The organism is Nostoc sp. NMS8 (genome assembly GCF_017115045.1).
GTDB lineage: Bacteria > Cyanobacteriota > Cyanobacteriia > Cyanobacteriales > Nostocaceae > Nostoc.
In genome coordinates this window covers 44,334-62,061 of sequence record NZ_JABXKK010000105.1, presented here as the reverse complement: position 1 = coordinate 62,061, position 17,728 = coordinate 44,334, and the positions used below count along the sequence as shown (strand labels likewise).

The 17,728-nt window shown below is 40.7% G+C and carries 12 protein-coding genes; 4 read left to right on the top strand and 8 right to left on the bottom strand.

Features of this window, described 5'->3' with window-relative positions:
* Positions 1 to 68 precede the first annotated feature (68 nt).
* A complete protein-coding gene (gene rpsN / locus HWQ39_RS27645; protein WP_292724399.1) occupies positions 69 to 371 on the top strand; it encodes a 30S ribosomal protein S14 in 303 nt (100 codons plus the stop codon).
* Between the two features lie 150 nt (positions 372 to 521).
* Here rpsN and HWQ39_RS27640 read toward each other — a convergent pair whose 3' ends face one another.
* The gene (locus HWQ39_RS27640; RefSeq protein WP_012410384.1) at positions 522 to 851 is read right to left on the bottom strand and encodes a hypothetical protein; all 330 of its coding nucleotides are present in this window, start codon (positions 849 to 851) and stop codon (positions 522 to 524) included.
* 102 nt (positions 852 to 953) lie between these two features.
* Here HWQ39_RS27640 and aat point away from each other — a divergent pair, with 102 nt between their 5' ends.
* Together aat and HWQ39_RS27630 are read left to right on the top strand one after the other, a co-directional pair.
* Positions 954 to 1,529: a leucyl/phenylalanyl-tRNA--protein transferase gene (gene aat / locus HWQ39_RS27635; RefSeq protein WP_292852467.1), complete on the top strand. Its 576-nt coding sequence runs from the start codon at positions 954 to 956 to the stop codon at positions 1,527 to 1,529.
* A gap of 261 nt (positions 1,530 to 1,790) precedes the next feature.
* Positions 1,791 to 4,319, top strand: coding sequence for a mannose-1-phosphate guanyltransferase (locus tag HWQ39_RS27630; RefSeq protein WP_292852464.1), 2,529 nt, complete (start codon positions 1,791 to 1,793; stop codon positions 4,317 to 4,319).
* Positions 4,320 to 4,387: 68 nt separating this feature from the next.
* Here the strand turns inward: HWQ39_RS27630 and HWQ39_RS27625 are convergent, their stop codons facing one another.
* The 4 genes from HWQ39_RS27625 to HWQ39_RS27610 form a co-directional block, all read right to left on the bottom strand.
* Positions 4,388 to 4,690 (bottom strand): hypothetical protein, encoded by a 303-nt coding sequence (locus HWQ39_RS27625; protein ID WP_292852461.1) that lies wholly within the window; start codon positions 4,688 to 4,690, stop codon positions 4,388 to 4,390.
* A gap of 179 nt (positions 4,691 to 4,869) precedes the next feature.
* Positions 4,870 to 5,817 carry an NAD-dependent epimerase/dehydratase family protein gene (locus HWQ39_RS27620; protein ID WP_292852459.1) on the bottom strand — a complete coding sequence of 316 codons (948 nt, stop codon included), beginning with the start codon at positions 5,815 to 5,817 and terminating at the stop codon, positions 4,870 to 4,872.
* A gap of 253 nt (positions 5,818 to 6,070) precedes the next feature.
* Positions 6,071 to 8,824, bottom strand: coding sequence for a GAF domain-containing protein (locus HWQ39_RS27615; protein WP_292852456.1), 2,754 nt, complete (start codon positions 8,822 to 8,824; stop codon positions 6,071 to 6,073).
* A 557-nt stretch (positions 8,825 to 9,381) separates the two neighbouring features.
* Entirely contained in the window at positions 9,382 to 9,852 is a 471-nt protein-coding gene (locus HWQ39_RS27610) for an NADAR domain-containing protein (RefSeq protein WP_292852454.1), read from the bottom strand.
* A 227-nt stretch (positions 9,853 to 10,079) separates the two neighbouring features.
* Between HWQ39_RS27610 and HWQ39_RS27605 the strand changes: the two genes are divergently transcribed.
* On the top strand, positions 10,080 to 12,377 hold the full coding sequence (locus HWQ39_RS27605) for a response regulator (protein ID WP_292852451.1): 2,298 nt from the start codon (positions 10,080 to 10,082) through the stop codon (positions 12,375 to 12,377).
* A 130-nt stretch (positions 12,378 to 12,507) separates the two neighbouring features.
* On the opposite strand, the gene HWQ39_RS27600 is transcribed toward HWQ39_RS27605, so the two are convergent.
* From HWQ39_RS27600 to HWQ39_RS27590, 3 genes are all read right to left on the bottom strand, one after another.
* The gene (locus tag HWQ39_RS27600; RefSeq protein ID WP_292852448.1) at positions 12,508 to 13,710 is read right to left on the bottom strand and encodes an AAA family ATPase; all 1,203 of its coding nucleotides are present in this window, start codon (positions 13,708 to 13,710) and stop codon (positions 12,508 to 12,510) included.
* Positions 13,711 to 14,226: 516 nt separating this feature from the next.
* Positions 14,227 to 15,396 (bottom strand): bifunctional glutamate N-acetyltransferase/amino-acid acetyltransferase ArgJ, encoded by a 1,170-nt coding sequence (gene argJ, locus HWQ39_RS27595; protein WP_292852445.1) that lies wholly within the window; start codon positions 15,394 to 15,396, stop codon positions 14,227 to 14,229.
* Between the two features lie 161 nt (positions 15,397 to 15,557).
* Positions 15,558 to 17,513: a PAS domain S-box protein gene (locus HWQ39_RS27590; protein WP_292852442.1), complete on the bottom strand. Its 1,956-nt coding sequence runs from the start codon at positions 17,511 to 17,513 to the stop codon at positions 15,558 to 15,560.
* Between the last annotated feature and the right edge of the window lie 215 nt (positions 17,514 to 17,728).

Genomic DNA, 17,728 nt, shown 5'->3' with positions numbered 1-17,728 from the left:
GTAACCCCAGAATTGATGGCGAGACTGTAGAATGGAAAACGGTGTCTTTAAATTAAGTTAGAGAATTTATGGCAAAAAAGAGCTTGATTGAGCGCGAGAAAAAGCGCACCAGGTTGATAGAAAAGTATGCTGACAAGCGAGAAGCCCTTCTAGAAGAGTTCAGAAGTGCGGCATCTCCTTTGGATAAGCTGGAAATCCATCGGAAGATTCAACAGCTACCCCGGAATAGTGCGCCCACTCGCCACCGCAATCGTTGTTGGTTGACTGGTCGTTCTAGAGGTGTTTACCGCGATTTTGGGTTGTCTCGGAACGTGCTACGAGAATGGGCACATGAAGGTCTTTTGCCTGGAGTTGTTAAGTCTAGTTGGTAGTTAAGAGTCATTAGTCATTGGTCATTAGTCATTAGTCACTTGTACTGAGCGTAGTCGTTGGCGCAGCCTCTCCAAGAGTTGTATTCGTCATTGGTAAATAACAAAGGACAAAGGATAAATGACAAAGGACAAATGACAAATGACAAAATATTATTGACCACAACATTTATCAATTCCCAGACTTTCTAAGAGTAGATCGCTGACGGCGTTGGCGATCGCAAACTCTCCGTAAAAGCTATTAGAAAAATCATAGGACTGCATCTCTGTGACAATGGCAATTACCAGAGAACCAAGGTCATTTTCTCCCTCCATCCGTTGACGCACAAAAATCTGTGCGGCTCGTTGAGCAATATTTTGGTTGACTGCTTCGGGGATAAATTCTGTATCTAACCACCGTTGTAAGCGTTCTCGTAACCATTCACCTTCGAGTAGAGGGTTTTCGGGCGGTGGTAGGGTGATGGGTGGAATTGGTTGAGTCATCTTTTTTAAACGCAGAGGGACGCGGAGGGAAACGCAGAGGAACGCTGAGGTTGACTGTTAGCATCAAATTGCGTTTCTAAGAGTGTTTTTTTATATTTATTTATGCAATATGATATCGCCGCTATTGTTGAGGGCTATGCACAAGGCTATTTTCTCATGGCTGATGAGCGCGATCGCCTGAGTTGGTACGGAAGTCGCGATCGGACTTTGATTCCTTTGGATGAACGGTTTCGCTACCCCAAATCTTTACAGCGCGTTATCAATCAAGAACGTTTTACAGTGGCGATTAATCGGGATTTTCAAGCTGTGGTAGCTGGGTGTGCTGACAGAGAGACAACTTGGATTTCACCGGAATTACGAGAGATTTATTCGCTACTTTACCAGAATGGTTATGCTTATAGTTTTGAAACTTGGCAGGGTGACGAATTAGCTGGGGGAATTTTAGGGATTGTCATTGGTGGCGCTTTCATTGGTGAGTCGATGTTCTACCGCATTCCCGAAGGTTCAAAGGTGGCGATGGTGAAGTTGGTAGAAAGATTGCGCCAGAGGAAATTTGTGTTTTTTGATGCCCAAATGATGAATCCCCATTTGGAAAGGTTTGGTGCTTGTCGGGTTGGGGATAAAGAATATCAAATCCTACTTCAACAAGCGTTACAACGTGTTTGTAACTTAGTATAAATTAGGAGAAAACTATTAATATTTAAGAAGTGGTTTGATTGATGGTTTCCATTGGCAAGTCTGAATCCCCCACTGATTATTGAATTCTGACTCCTGAATTCTTCTTCAATCTGTTTCGGTCAGATGCCCAATACCCTAATCTAGATGCATCTTATGGAATTTCCTCAAATATCAATATCCATAGGAGACTAAAGAAGGAAGAATAAAAAATATCTCATAAGTCTTGCAGTAGCGAAGGCTGTAACTAGTTAAGGAGAATTTATGCGTGCAGTACTGATGGCAGGGGGTTCGGGAACGCGGCTTCGCCCATTAACTTGCGATCTGCCGAAACCGATGGTGCCGATTCTAAATCGACCAATTGCCGAACATATTATCAATCTCCTCAAAAGACATCAAATTACGGAAGTTATTGCGACATTGCATTATTTACCTGATGTCTTGCGAGACTATTTTCAAGATGGCAGCGATTTCGGCGTCCAAATGACTTATGCGGTTGAAGAAGATCAGCCTTTGGGTACAGCCGGCTGTGTAAAAAACATTGCCGAACTTCTTGATGAAACTTTTTTAGTCATTAGCGGTGATAGCATAACAGATTTCGACCTCACAGCTGCGATCGCATTTCACAAACAAAAGAAGTCAAAAGCTACTTTGATTTTAACCAGGGTTCCCAACCCGATTGAGTTTGGGGTAGTGATTACCGATGAGGAAGCACGAATTCGGCGATTTTTAGAAAAACCCTCTAGTAGTGAAATTTTTTCTGATACCGTCAATACTGGTACTTACATTCTCGAACCAGAAGTTTTGGAATATCTGCCAGCAAATATTGAATGTGACTTTTCCAAAGACTTATTCCCCTTACTATTAGCAAAAGATGAGCCAATGTATGGTTACATTGCTCAAGGTTATTGGTGTGATGTTGGTCACTTAGACGCCTATCGGGAAGCTCAGTATGATGCTCTAGATCGGAAAGTCAATCTCGATTTTGCCTACAAAGAAGTTTCTCATGAGTTATGGGTAGGCCAAAATACTTACATTGACCAGACGGCTGTGATTGAAACCCCAGTAGTGATTGGTGATAATTGCCGCATCGGTGCAAGAGTCCAAATTGAGGCGGGAACCGTCATTGGAGATAATGTCACTATTGGCGCTGATGCTAATCTCAAACGTCCCATAGTGTGGAATGGGGCATTTATTGGCGAAGAAGCGCATCTTTCTGCCTGTGTAATTTCCCGTGGCACTCGTGTAGACCGCCGCGCCCATGTATTAGAAGCTGCTGTTGTGGGTTCGCTTTCCACAGTGGGAGAAGAAGCCCAAATTAGCCCTGGTGTGCGTGTTTGGCCTAGTAAAAAGATTGAGTCAGGGGCAATTTTAAACATTAACTTGATTTGGGGCAACACCGCCCAACGAAATTTATTTGGGCAACGTGGTGTCCAAGGATTAGCTAATATCGACATCACCCCAGAATTCGCCGTGAAATTGGGATCTGCTTACGGTTCAACCTTGAAACCTGGTTCTAAAGTAACGGTTTCCCGTGACCAGCGTAATGTCTCTCGGATGGTGACGCGATCGCTCATTGCTGGTTTAATGTCAGTAGGTATTGATATTCAAAACCTCGATGCCACAGCTATTCCCATTGCCCGCACAGTTATACCCACAATGTCGGTAGCTGGTGGTATCCATGTGCGGGTACACCCCGATCGCCCTGACTACATTTTGATTGAATTCATGGATGCTAAGGGCATTAATATCTCCAAAGCCCTGGAAAAGAAAATTGAAGGGGCTTACTTTAAGGAAGATATGCGGCGGGCGCTAATTCATGAAATTGGTGATGTATCTTATCCTAGCCAAGTCATGGAGCGCTACTGCACTGCTTTTGAAAAATTGTTGCATGTTCATACACTCCGCAACAGTCGGGCAAAAGTGGTGATTGATTATGTTTATGCAGTATCCGGGGCAGTTTTACCCCAAATGTTAGATAAATTTGGCGCTGATGCAGTAGTGTTGAATGCCAGTGTCAATAAAACGGCAATGTCAATCACTGACCGCGAAGCATTGCTGACTCAGTTAGGCCATGTTGTGGAAGCATTAAAAGCTAACTTTGGCGTGCAAGTATCCGCGAATGGGGAACAACTAATTTTAGTTGATGAATCAGGCTACCCAATTCGTGGAGAAACTTTAACAGCACTGATGGTAGATATGATTCTGACGGCTAACCCCAGAGGAACAGTAGTAGTGCCAGTTCATGCTTCCAGTGCGATTGAACAAGTCGCCCGTCGCCATGATGGCAGAGTGATTCGCACCAAAGCCAACCCGACAGCTTTAATGGAAGCTTGCCAGAAAAACCCAAATGTGGTATTAGGAGGTAGTGGAGAGACTGGTTTTATTTTCCCGCAACTGCATCCGGGATTTGATTCCATGTTCTGCATTGCCAAGATCATTGAGATGTTGACTATACAAGAGCGATCGCTTGCGGCGGCGCGATCGGAATTACCCCGTGTAATTCACAAAACTTATACAGTCCGCTGTCCGTGGACAGCTAAGGGTGCTTTGATGCGTTACTTAGTGGAAACTCACCCCGCCCAAAACCTTGAGTTAATCGATGGAGTGAAAATTTGTCAACCTTATGATGACAGTTGGCTGTTAGTTTTACCAGATGCCAGCGAACCACTGGTGCATTTGTATGCAAATAGCAACGATCGCGAATGGGTAGATGAGACTGTGAGAAACTACCGCACCCGTGTCCAATCGTTTGTGGAAAGACAACAAGAATATCAACCCACCGAAGTGTAATTACTAATTCGTAATTCGTAATTAAAGAATTACGAATTACGAATTATGCTGAGAGGTGTTCACAATTCTCATCGCGGACATTCTGGTAAACTTCTCTCAGCGTAATTGCAATCAAAATAAATTAGAGCTTCCCTACTAGAAGCAAATGCTCTAGTTGTGGAGTGTGCGTCACTGTTTTGACTTGCTTCAGATGACCAAATTTTCAAGTAGTAACCACTATTATCATCGGTAGACCATAATTCATAACGGTAATTACCTCCTGAACCCTGACTATTTAAATAGTCAGCTAGTGCTGTATTGGATGTAGATACAAAGCTAAATACAGTCAAAACAGGAATTACAGCTACCTTTAGTATTTGGATTAATTTCATATATCCAGAAAAAATTTACCTCCTCTAGCTTCCTGTACCGAAGTGATTTTTGGAACCAGTAATTATCAGGAATGTTTTGTGAGGATATCGTAATGTCTAACTTTTGCTGAAACGGCCCAACACCAAAGCCTGCTTGACTGTGAGATAAAACCTAAAACCCAATCCCTAGTTGTCTAAAGTTAATACAACGACTTAATCCACTCCCATTCCCGTGTCAAACCCTCTCTTAGGGAAACTTGCGGCTGATATCCCAGGAGTTTCTGCGCTTTAGATACATCAGCAGCCGTGTGGCGGGCGTCTCCCATCGCCTTTTCTATGTGGTTTCTTTTAATTGGTTTCCCGACAATTTCTTCAATCGTATCTAAAACTTCTGCTAAAACTACTCTGCTACCACCACCGATATTAAAGATTTCTCCCACGGCTTCGGGTGCGATGGCGGCTGCTAAATTAGCGGCAATGATATCACTAACAAAGGTAAACTCCCGCGTTTGCTGCCCATCGCCGTAAATAGGAATCGCCTCATCTTGCAAAATGGATTTAAAAAACTTATTAAATGCCATATCTGGGCGCTGTTTAGGGCCATAAACTGTGAAATAACGCAATGCCACACAGGGTACGCCAAAGTTTTTGTGATACACTTCACATAAAAACTCCGCTGCTAGCTTCGTAATGCCGTAAGGAGAAACTGGTTGAGGACAAATTCTCTCATGGGTAGGTAATGTTTCCGCATCACCATATACACTTGATGAAGAAGCAAACACCAACCTTTTCAGGTGTTTAGCATCCTTAGCTGCTTCTAGCAAAACTTGTGTAGCATTAATATTTCGTTCTGTATAACCTCGAAAAGATTTACCCCAACTTGCTCTAACACCTGCTTGGGCTGCTTGATGGTAAACTACATCAACATCTTTTAGGAGTTGCTGCCAATCTAAAAACTGCATATCTCCTTCAATTAAAGTAAAGCCAGGTGACTGATGCAAGTGTGCAATATTTTTAAACTTTAACATCGGATCGTAGTAATCATTGAATTCATCAATCCCGATCACTTCTTCCCCTTGTTGCAGCAATGTTTCTGCAAGATGAGAGCCAATAAAGCCAGCGGCTCCAGTAATAATAATTTTAGCCATGTTGCTTATTTTTTGATATTTTCATTAATCTGCATATTCACAGGTTAATACTTGTAATCAATGATCGTCATTACCTGAAGATGATTTTTTACTCAATTATTTCAATGCTTAAAAAAATCATTATAAACACTTAAGCTTTATAGTTATACTTTAAAATCCTAAGTATATTTATTGAATTATTGCTATTAATAACATTGATTACATCTTTTGCTTAAGTTGACACCAATGCCCTGTGCCCCTACCTCCTCTACCTTTAGTTAACTATTTTGGCTGGAGGCTTAATGGGAATCTCAATCCAGAACTCTGTACCTTTGCCTAGTTCTGAAATGCACTCCATTATTCCCCCATGTTTTTCGACGATAATCTGATAGCTAATTGACAGTCCCAAACCTGTACCCTTACCTACGGGTTTGGTAGTGTAAAACGGGTCAAAAATTCGCTTTTTCACCTCTTCAGTCATTCCAGGCCCATTGTCACTAATACGAATCAACAGACGCAAGTTGTCTGCTGAGGCTTTAGTAGAAATCTGAATAGTTGGAATTGGGCATGAGTTATTCTCCTCATCTCCCTCATCCCTATTCCCTGCTTCCCACTTGCGACTCGCCACTCCCAAAGCATCTATGGCATTGCTGAAAATATTCATGAATACCTGATTCATTTGACCGGCATAGCATTCTACCCGTGGAATGTTGCCATAGTCTTTGATTATCTCAATGCGTGGAGATCCAGCGCTTCCTTTTAGCCGATGTTGCAAAATTAATAAGGTGTTGTCAAGACCTTCGTGAATATCTACGCGCTTGTTTTCAGCCTCATCTAAGCGAGAAAAATTACGTAATGACAACACTATTGAACGGATGCGATCGCTTCCTACTTGCATTGATGTCAGGATTTTGGGGAGGTCTTCTATCAAAAATTCAAAATCGATCGCTTCGATCGCGGCGCTAATTTCACGATGGGGATGGGGATAGTGTAGTCGGTAGAGACGTAAAATTTCTAGAAGTTGTTCGGTGTAGTCACTGGCATGGCAGAGATTACCGTAAATAAAGTTAACGGGGTTATTGATTTCGTGAGCGATACCTGCTATTAACTGTCCTAAGCCAGACATTTTTTCGGTCTGAACCAATCTTGTCTGTGTTTCTTGGAGTTCACGTAGGGTATGCTCTACCTGAACAGCTTGATTCCTAGCTTCAATTTCAGCATCGTAGGTTTGTTTGTAGAGTTGTGCTTGTTGAATGGCGATCGCAGCTTGATCTCCTAACTGTTGCAATAAATCAATTTCTGCATCCTGCCAATTTCGAGGAGCCTCACATTCATGGGCAATTAATAAACCCCATAGTTCCATACCTATATTAATTGGAACTATTAAGTTTGCTTGCACTTGCAGACTCTCCAAAAACTCTCGATGACAATCTCTTAAAGAAGCAGCTGCAACGTTGTTAATTGCCCGCACCCGGCCCTGAAAGTATAGAGGGGTATACTCATCAGGAAAGCATTCTGGTGGTGCATTCACTCCTATAACTGACTGCCAATCGCCATTAATCTCTTCCACAATTACCGATTTAGTCTTCAGTTCAAAAATCAGCAGTCGGTCGGAATTTAGTAGGGAACGGACTTCCCGGACGATAGTTTGCAAGGTTGTCTGTAAGTCTAATGTACGGCGAATATGCTCTGTAACTTGCTTGAGTACTTTGGTAAACAATAATGATTTTTCAAGTTCAGCAGTTTGCTCTTGCACTCGCTGTTCTAGGTTGGCATTCAGGACTTGTACCTGTTTATACATTTGCTGTTGCTCAATTGCCATTGAGAAATGCTCATATAAGGCTTGTGCCAATAAGATTTCTTCTGGCTTCCACTCAGATGCTTGCCCCTTTTTTTGTTCTCGCCAAACATCAAAGGAAACCTGGGGTAATAGTTGTCGCCGATTTTGATCGCATTGTCCCGCCCATAAGATTTCTGTTTCAAATTCAGAGCGAAAAATACTTAATACACCGATAAATTTTTCACGGTAATGTAGAGGAATCACCATGAGTCCGCGAATTTGAGTAGAACGAAACGCTAAAGCCAAAACTCGTAAACGTGGTTCTTTGTATAGGTCAGGGGTTGACCAGATATTACCTTGTTTACAGTCAGCCATCCAGTTTTGCCAGATGGGATGCTGTTCGAGAATACTGTTATCTAATTCGTAAGGAAGTGTCGGTTGGTCGCCCCAAGTATATAGTTCCCCAGTCTGTTCAATGTAAAGTCTGCCACCGACTCCACTAAAGGCAGCAATAACTTCTTCTAGCGCTCCCTGTAATTGGATTGTCGGCAGTTTGTGCAATAGTGTGGTAATTCGATTAATAGTAGCTTCTCGCTCTTGTTTGGCGCGGGCTGTGGTGAGTAGATTACTTTGAGCGATCGCGATCGTTACCTGATCAGCAATTGGCTGCAATACTTTTAGTTCCCGCTTCAAAATCTCTCGCGGTTTACTGTGGTGACATACCAATAATCCCCACAATTTCGCCTTTGCTGATTGTTCTTGTGGATCGTAATGTAAAATTGGCACTACTAATGAAGACTGCACCCCCATTGCCTTTAAGTATTGAATATGGCACGGGTCTACCTGCCGATAGTAGATATTAGTTTCTAGACGTTTACCAGTTTCTTCTGACCGTAGAGGCGATAGCCCAATCTTCTCATTTGCCACATCCACAATTGAGCGTTGCCCAAGTAACAAAAACATCTCTCTGGCGGCTTCTGGAATATCATGAACTGGAAAGCGTAACCCCAATAAAGACGGCAGACGTTGCTCATAAATAGATTCAGCAATAACTTCACCACTACCATCAGCATCAAAGCGATATACCTTTACCCGATCTGCACCCAAAAATAAACGCACTTCGCTCACAGTAGTCGTTAATATTTCTTGAAGGTCGAGCGATCGCCTGATCTGTTTTGTCATCCGATGCAGTAAACTTTCTTGGTCTAAACTTTGCTGCAACCCGTTTGGTTTATCGCTAAGTGTCATTACTGCTATACACCACAATGGAAGTATAATTTTTTATATAATTGTCCATGATAATAATTTCTAACTTAGAATGCTTTGATTTTCACCATATTTCCAAAACTTTCTACTAAAAATGTATTGCTAGAGGCGTACACTCATTTATTGTAGATACTTTTGGAAATGGATCAGAGGATATTTGAAAAGCATCAGATATTTTGCTTGATCCCTGTAGCCCTTATACAAGTGGATTTAAAGAGATATCAAAACGCTGTATCATTAAAGACTTTTAAGTATCATCTCAAATCTAAAGTTCAGAAAATGTTTAATCATTGACACTTATTAATTTTATATTCTCACCCATTAAACTATTCCAGTAATTTCACTTAAATTAGTGCCTAAATAATTTAGTGAAATTAAAAATATTTTTGATCATTTTTGCCCATGAATTCAATTAATTAAGATTTTTTCAAATCACTTACTAAATTAGTGGTAACTTTTTCAAATATTTTTGACTGGGGAATTTCTATATTCCCCGTTTAATTGCTGACTTTATATTGAATGTAACTATTTTGATTAAACTATTCGTAAATTACCGTTAAAGATAGTAAATTACGAATTTCTTCACGCACACTCATGAGAGTTTTACCGAGATAGTTTTGACCGGCTTGATTAGCACCACAGCCCCAAAAAGAATCGGTTGGGGAGTTTTCCACCAAAATCTCATCACCTGTTTTCAAGAGAACTTCTCTAATATCAGTATGAGTAAGAAACTTTTTGAGTACAGCTTCTCGCATAATTTGAGTTTTGACCAAATTCCAGTCTTGACGGAGTTGGCGAGTGCTACATCTTCCCAAAATGGCAGCTTCTTCTGGGGTGGTAGCGGCATGGATGAGGGGTATAATTGCTGCATCTGTGCTGCCGACAAACTTTTGTGCTTGATAGTAATGCTCAACCGTTGACCAATAAGTACCCTCGATGTGGATTCTGTGGGGAGAAAAGTTAGAAAAACAGCCATAAGGCTGCCAAACCTTATAAAAGTAAATGGTCATTTGAAAATTGCTCTTTTATATATCAACTTCAGGGTAACTGAAAGTTTAGGGTTCAAAACCTTCCTTTGGATGAAGGGTTTTAACATTAGGTTAAGGGAATTATTTTACACAACTTTACACAATTCCTGGAACCAGCTAACTTCTGATATCTTTTTCTTGTAGAAAAATAACCACCTACTGTACTATTTTTTTGGGTGAAGTAGCAAATTATATTTTGGACGGGTGAGATGAGAATCTTGCTAATCGAAGATGAAGAGGTTTTAGCAAGTGTCTTGTTGAAGTCGCTTACTAAACAACACTATGTTGTTGATGTAGTACAAGACGGACAAATGGGTTGGGAATACACGCAAAGTACTAACTACGACTTGCTCCTAATAGATGTTGGACTTCCGAAACTGGACGGTATTACATTGTGTCAGCGATTGCGTTCTGGTGGTTGTTTCACTCCCATTTTGCTGATGACGGCGAAAGATGGTAATAGAGAGCGCATTCAGGGACTCGATGCAGGTGCAGACGATTATCTGATTAAACCTTTAGATTTGGAAGAACTGCAAGCACGGATACGGGCACTAATCCGTCGGGGCGATCGCCCCCGTACCCCAATACTGGAAGTAGGCGCACTACGACTAGACCCCAGTAGTTGCGAGGTTAAATATAACAACAAATTGTTAGAATTAACAGCCAAAGAATACAGCTTGCTAGAGCTATTTCTACGGAATCCATCGCGTGTTTTTAGTCGGGGGGATATCATTGAACACCTGTGGACTTTTGACGATCCACCCCAAGAGGAGACTGTAAAATCACACATTAAATACTTACGACAAAAGTTGAAAGCTGCTGGAGCAGTAGACTGGATTGAAAATGTTTATGGTTTGGGATATCGGCTGAATCCTGGAATAGTAGAGGGAGCAGGGCGCAGAGAGCAGGGGGAAAAAGAAAAATCTCAAATCCCTAATCGTGATGTTGAACAGCAGTTTAAGCAAGCGATGGGCGGTTTGTGGCAGCAATATCAGGGCTTGATGGTGCAGCGATTGACGGTATTGCAAGAATTAGCAGCAGCATTATCAAGTAAAACGCTGACTAAAGAATTGCGGCAATCGGCAGAACGAGAGGCGCACAAACTAGCTGGTGTCTTGGGAATGTTTGAGCAAGACAATGGCACTCAAATAGCGCGGAAGATTGAACAAATTTTAGGTAAAGATGGTGATTTCTCCGCAGGTGAAAAGCGGCAATTGCTGTCGTTGATTGAAGATTTGGGTACCTTAATCAATCTGATGGGGCAAAATGCAGATAATCAGATTTCGAGTGCGATCGCAACCGAAATTAGTACTCGATTGATATTAGTTGACCCTAATCCGCAACTAGGCGATCAGCTGCAACAACTGGTTGAGGGCTGGCAGCAAATCTCCAACTTAGAAGAAGCAAAAAACTTTCTACAAACCACATCACCCGATTTAGTAGTCTTAAATGTCGATGATGCCGGGTGGCGCAAAGAAAGCTTGGCATTACTTTCGGACTTAGCAACACGTACCCCACCCGTACCCGTTCTCGTGCTGGCTGCCACTGATGAGTTAGTAGAACGGGTAACTTTCGCTCAGTACGGGGCGCGGGGTTTTCTAGTTAAGCCTGTAACAGCTGCTCAGGTTTGGGATGTTTCGTCTCAACTATTACAACGTACTCGTTCTTTACGGCTAAATATACTAGCAGTAGATGACGACCCACTAATTTTAGCAACACTGCGCCCAATGTTAGAACCTTGGGGTATACGAATGACCGGATTAGAGAATCCGCTACGTTTCTGGGAAATACTGCAATCTACTGCACCAGATTTGTTGATTTTGGATGTAGAAATGCCTCATGTAACTGGTATCGAACTTTGCCAAGCAGTTCGTACCGATCCCCGATGGCAGGAATTACCAATTGTGTTTCTGACTGCTCACCGAGAGATGGAAACTGTGCAGCAAGTGTTTGCTGTTGGGGCCGATGATTATGTGGTTAAACCTGTTGTTGGGGCAGAATTGTTGACACGCATTACCCATCGCTTAGAACGCAGCCGTTTACTACAGTCTCTTTCTAGCAAAGATTCTTTAACCGGACTAGCAAATCAGTTTCAGTCTAATCGCGACTTGCAGCATCTAATTGCTCAAGCCGAGAAAAATCAGCAATCTGTTTGCTTGGCGATCTTAAGCGTGACTGATTTTCGGCAAACTAATATTAAATATGGTCATCAGGCTGGAAACCAGGTATTACAAAGATGGAGTCGTTTATTTCAATTGGGATTTTGCAGTGGTGAAGTGCTAGGTTATTGGGGTAATGGTGAATTTGTCATGGGAGTTTCTGGGTTAACCAAAACAGAAATCAGCGATCGCCTTAACGACATTTTAACTACCCTCCGCCAGCAAATATTTACAGCCTTCGATGGCGATCGCTTTCAGGTAACATGTAATTTTGCTGTAGTTGAATATCCCAGTGATGGACTAACGATCCAATCACTATACCAAGTTGCCGCTGGGCGTAATTTGTAATTGTTATCAACAAAGGCAGTCCTGATGAAACAAGTTTCACAGCCTTGAATGAAAATGACTGGGGACTGGGGACTAGTATTTTTACTCAGCACTCATTACTCATTACTCATTACTCAGTCCTCCTGCCTTCTCATACAAATAGTTGCGTAAACTCATATATCAAATCCACCCTACCCTTACGTAACATAGCTGGATCTAATCGTTCAGTAGTGTTGCAAGTCATCAAGATAACTAACCGTTGCTGCATTTGAATACCAGAATCATCAATTACACTCTGATATAAAGTGCCGTCTAGCAAACTGAGAATGTGTTCGGTTTTATTATTGTATTGGGCTACTTCCGAAGCACGATTTTGCGCCAGATTATCAGCTTCGTTAATTACTATACAAATACGCTCTATGTAAGTCGGTGGGACAAAGTTAGCGATCGCATCATGATCTAGAATAAAAATTACATACCCCAAAGGTACAAGAATTTCTTTTGCTACTGCCTGTGTCCAGACTGTTTTACCAGTACCCGGCTCCCCATGCACAACAACCGCTAACTGGTTTTGATTCAGAATCGCTTGCTGTACAGAATCAGTAAAGTTTTGGATATCTGCGGGAAATGTCCGAATCGCAAATTGACTATGAACTTTGCCTACACGACTTTGATATCCACTCAGCATCACCGCTAAGTCGTAAGTCGCTTTGTTAATGAGTGGTGCGAGATTTCTCGCCATTAAAGTATATTGTCGTCGCCCGCGATCGTAGGGATCAATTTGCAACCAAATATCATATTTAGACCAATAAGCATAAACAGTATTGATAACGTCTAAGCGTTCCCAGGTTACAAATTTATCTATAGGTAAATAAAAATCTCTTTCTGAATAATACTGAGTAATAATGTCGGGATTACCCAAAACACCTAAAACTCGCAGTACAGTAATTTCTTGTAGTCGGTTAAGAACATAATCAATAGGAATACTACTACGATTTACAAATTGAACAATGGGTGTTTCGGTACTCAAAACATCTTTGTAGCGATGATCTGGTGATTCGGGATCTGGCGTGATGTAATTCCAAAACTTTTCAACTTCGTAGCGGGTATTATCAGATACAATACTTAATAAATTAGCCCACCAAGCATAATTATTTCTTCCTAAAATCTCAGTGACATTACTCACTAAATTCAAACTTTTTTGACTTAATTCGCGTGAGTCACTGTGCAATAGTTGCCACAAAAACCCCCAGTCTAATTCTCGGTTAAATGGCCGCCAACCACAAGCTAGCAAGCTTTGCCTGGTATTATTTGTAGGAGTACCTTCATTGCTTCTAAAATAATCGAAATCCATATTTATTAGTTATGCAGCGTTAATCGAGTTATTTTGTGTTAAGTAGAATATTTGGAAAATTTTTTATCGAACAGAATTCTTTTTCAATGCAATCTCAAGTAATTACGTACAAATGACAATTTTATTTCCACCGTACTGTACTGGCTATGAAGTCTTTTTAATTTAACTCATTCTTTATGTATTACACTATAATACATGTTGATTACCTGTGTCAACTTTTTTGATAGAGTAATTGGTGAGTGAGAATTTACTTTTAACTATTGATGTACCGACACCACTTATCCATCTCTTCATCAGGACTAATATCAATCTCCGTATAATTGCTCGTAAAATAAAGCACCAAACCCGATGTTTAGCTAACGCCAAAGTTTTTTTACTGCTCGCTAGGTTTGTAGTAAAGGCTTTCTTGAGTACTATTTTAAGAGTTAAAGCTTTTACTACAAACCTTTAATTGTTCACACTTAAGAACGTGGAATAAATTGTATGTTATTTAATTCTTATTCCTTACCGACTTAATCAAGTCGAATATTTGCCATTAATTTCTATATAGCCTTCTGAAAGATCGCAACCCCATACAGTTGCAGAGGCTTCGCCAACGCCAATATTGAGACTAACATGAATCTTTACTTGATCTTTTGACATAATTTGCCGCAACTGTTCCAGATTTTCATTAGTTAAGCTATTAGGATAAACTTTCACATTATCAAAACTGATAACCACTAGTTCTGGATTTATCTCCTGTTCGTCTTCACATTTGCCTATAGCCATAGCAACTCTTCCCCAATTCGGATCTGCTCCATAGACGGCGGTTTTTACTAATGGTGAATTCACAATTGCTTTAGCTACTTTTTTAGCTTGTGCATAGTTAATCGCCGAATCGACAGTTACCTCAATAACTTTAGTAGCACCTTCTGCATCTCGTGCAATTTTCAGTACTAGTTCTTGTGCAACTTCTTGCAATGCAATGGTAAAATCTGATTCTGAAACTTCACCAGCTAAACCGTTAGCTAGAATCACGGCAGAGTCACTAGTAGAAGTGTCAGTGTCTACACTCAGACAGTTAAAGGTTTTATCTATAGTAGAGCGAAAAATAGAACGAAGGCTATTTGCAGAAATTGCCGCATCAGTAAAAAAGAAAGTTAGGAGGGTAGCCATATTCGGCTCAATCATGCCGACACCTTTGGCAATTCCTACCAGCTTGACGTTTCCTATTTGCCGTGTAACTAGTTTTGGTACTGTATCGGTGGTCATAATACCACGGGCTGCGGCATGAAAATCAGCATCAGTTAATTTTTTTCCCAATCCTAATAAACCTGTTCTGATTTTTTCAATTGGGTAACGTCTGCCAATTACACCTGTAGAAGCGATCGCAATATTATGTGCAGCAATTCCAGTTTCAGTTGCAACTAATTGTAGAACTTCTTGAGCATCAGCGATGCCAGCAGCACCATTAGCGACATTTGCATTCTTAGATATAACAACAATTGCTTGTGCTTGTGAATCTTTTAAGTTATCGCGGCTAAGAGTAACACTTGGGCCAGCAAAAAGACTTTGAGTGAAGACTCCATCAGCAACACAAGGAACTGATGATTTAATAAATACAAAATCATCTGTTGTATCTCGGATTCCCAAATTAGTAATAAATGCACTAAAACCTTGAGGTGTGGAAGATATTGTTGATGACATTTTTCGGGATTTAATAATTTGCTTTAATTATCTCATATCCCCACCCTTACCCAACAATTTTGGATTTTTTGAGTACTATAAATCAGTTAAGGTGAGGGTAAATATTGTCCATCCATTGCCACTTTCTACTTGAATATTTCCGTTTGTCATATTTTAGTTTTTTATATTAATGTAAATGTCAGATGACACTCCACTCCCATAGCACCTTGGATATTGATATTTCCTGAGATTTGATTGCTTAAAGCATCTACTAACAACCAACCTAAAGAGGCTAGATTTTTGAAATTAAAGTTTGATGCTAAACCAATTCCATCATCACTAACTACAAGTGTAACCTGATTTTTATGGTCTTTTTTAAGGTTGATAGAAATTGTACCATTTCTACCTATGGGAAATGCATATTTTAAGGAGTTGGATACAAGCTCATGAATAATTAAGCTGCAAGTAATTGCTGTATCCAAGCCGAGAAATACGCGATCGTCGATATTTATTATGAGAGCGATCGCATCTTCATTGACTTCATAAGCAGCAAATAAACTTGTTACCAAATCTCGAATATATTCACCAAAATTAATCTTTGCTAGGTCTTGAGATTGATACAATTTTTCGTGAACTAGAGCCATTGATTCGATCCGTTGCTGGCTTTGCCGGAATATTACCAAATCGTGTTCGTCTTTAATATGAGCAGATTGCAAGTTTAGTAAACTGGAAATAACCTGTAAATTATTTTTGACACGATGGTAAATTTCTTTTAATAACACCTCTTTCTCTAACAATGATGCTTGAATTTGCTGCTCCCACTGTAGCCGTTCGCTAATGTCTTTAATCACAGAAATAAAATACTTTGGCTCTCCAGAAAGTTCACGCATTAAAGACACAGTGACATTAACCCAAATGATGGAATTATCTTTGCGGAAATACCGCTTTTCAGTGGAATAAGTTTGAATGTTATCTGCTAAAATCTGGTCAACATATTCTAGATCGGTGTTCAGATCGTCAAAGTGAGTAATATCTTGGAAAGTTAGCAACTGTAGTTCTTCGGGTGTGTAACCGAGAATATTACAAAGCTTCTGGTTAACTAACAACCAGCTTCCATCTATTGCTACATGGGCGATACCAACAGCAGCTTGATGGAATGTAGCACGAAATCGCTGTTCGCTCTCTCGCAATGCTTGTTCTATTCGCTGGCGCTCTGTAATTTCTGCCTGTAGTGATTCGTTAATCCTAGTTAACTCTGCTGTCCGTTCCTCAACCTTGCTTTCTAGTTGCTCCAGCAGGCTGCTTAGTGCCTCCTCTGCTTGTTTCCGCTCAGTGATATCTTTTTGTGTACCTGTCATCCGTAGTACGTTACCATCTTCATCCCACAGCGCTTGTCCCCGATCTAAAATCCATTTATAAGCGTTGTTTTTACATTTGATTCGATACTCGGCAACATAAAATGACTTTTTTTGAGCAAAATGCTCTTGAACTGCTTGTGTCACCCATTCAACATCATCTGGATGCACTCGTGTTACCCATTCATCTAAATGGTTAGAAATATCGTGTTCTTCGTAACCAAGCATTTCTTTCCAGCGAGGTGAGAAAAAAACTTCATTGGTTTTAACATTCCAGTCCCAAATTCCATCATTATTGCCGCGTAAAGCTAATTGCCAGCGTTGTTGACTTTCTCTCAATACCTCTTCAGTGCGTATACGTTCAGCAATTTCTTTTGCTAGTTGGCAATTTGCAGCCTCTAGTTGGGCAGGACTCGGTAGAGCTAATAACTGGGGCATTAATAGCACAAGTTCTATAGCCGTCAATACGGAGATAAAAGCGGTGATAGCTTTGAGTAAACCTGATAGCCAATAAGTAGGATACCAAAGCGTCCATACATCCATTAAATGGGTTGTACCACAAGCAACGATGAATATGCCAAACATTAGGAATATCCATCCAAAAGGCATATCTCGCCGTTTACGGGCAAAATAGATCAACATTAATGGAATTGAATAATAAGCAAGTCCAGTTAACACATCCGAAACCAGGTGCAGCCATATTAATTCTGGTTTCCAGAGGTAGCAATGACCGTGGGGAATAAAGTGGCTAGTAGAGAAAAAATTACTTAAAAATTCCATCATCAAAACCTATACATTGCACAAGTCTTCACCAAAGCCTGAAGTGCGAAGCAAGAGGTTTTTAGCCTAAAGGACTGACAAGAAATAAATTAGACCTCTTGTGGGTTAAGCATCCTGTCATTGGGATGAAAGGGAATAGAGAATGCATTCTTAATCGGAGACTGGGAACGAGATAATACCTAAAAGCTGTCCGTCAGAGTTTTCCCGTAGTAGCCATA

Bases quoted from the DNA above. Each gene is read 5' to 3' on its own strand.
- rpsN (WP_292724399.1), top strand. From the start codon at position 69: ATGGCAAAAAAGAGCTTGATTGAGCGCGAGAAAAAGCGCACCAGGTTG.
- HWQ39_RS27640 (WP_012410384.1), bottom strand. From the start codon at position 851: ATGACTCAACCAATTCCACCCATCACCCTACCACCGCCCGAAAACCCT.
- aat (WP_292852467.1), top strand. From the start codon at position 954: ATGCAATATGATATCGCCGCTATTGTTGAGGGCTATGCACAAGGCTAT.
- HWQ39_RS27630 (WP_292852464.1), top strand. From the start codon at position 1,791: ATGCGTGCAGTACTGATGGCAGGGGGTTCGGGAACGCGGCTTCGCCCA.
- HWQ39_RS27625 (WP_292852461.1), bottom strand. From the start codon at position 4,690: ATGAAATTAATCCAAATACTAAAGGTAGCTGTAATTCCTGTTTTGACT.
- HWQ39_RS27620 (WP_292852459.1), bottom strand. From the start codon at position 5,817: ATGGCTAAAATTATTATTACTGGAGCCGCTGGCTTTATTGGCTCTCAT.
- HWQ39_RS27615 (WP_292852456.1), bottom strand. From the start codon at position 8,824: ATGACACTTAGCGATAAACCAAACGGGTTGCAGCAAAGTTTAGACCAA.
- HWQ39_RS27610 (WP_292852454.1), bottom strand. From the start codon at position 9,852: ATGACCATTTACTTTTATAAGGTTTGGCAGCCTTATGGCTGTTTTTCT.
- HWQ39_RS27605 (WP_292852451.1), top strand. From the start codon at position 10,080: ATGAGAATCTTGCTAATCGAAGATGAAGAGGTTTTAGCAAGTGTCTTG.
- HWQ39_RS27600 (WP_292852448.1), bottom strand. From the start codon at position 13,710: ATGGATTTCGATTATTTTAGAAGCAATGAAGGTACTCCTACAAATAAT.
- argJ (WP_292852445.1), bottom strand. From the start codon at position 15,396: ATGTCATCAACAATATCTTCCACACCTCAAGGTTTTAGTGCATTTATT.
- HWQ39_RS27590 (WP_292852442.1), bottom strand. From the start codon at position 17,513: ATGATGGAATTTTTAAGTAATTTTTTCTCTACTAGCCACTTTATTCCC.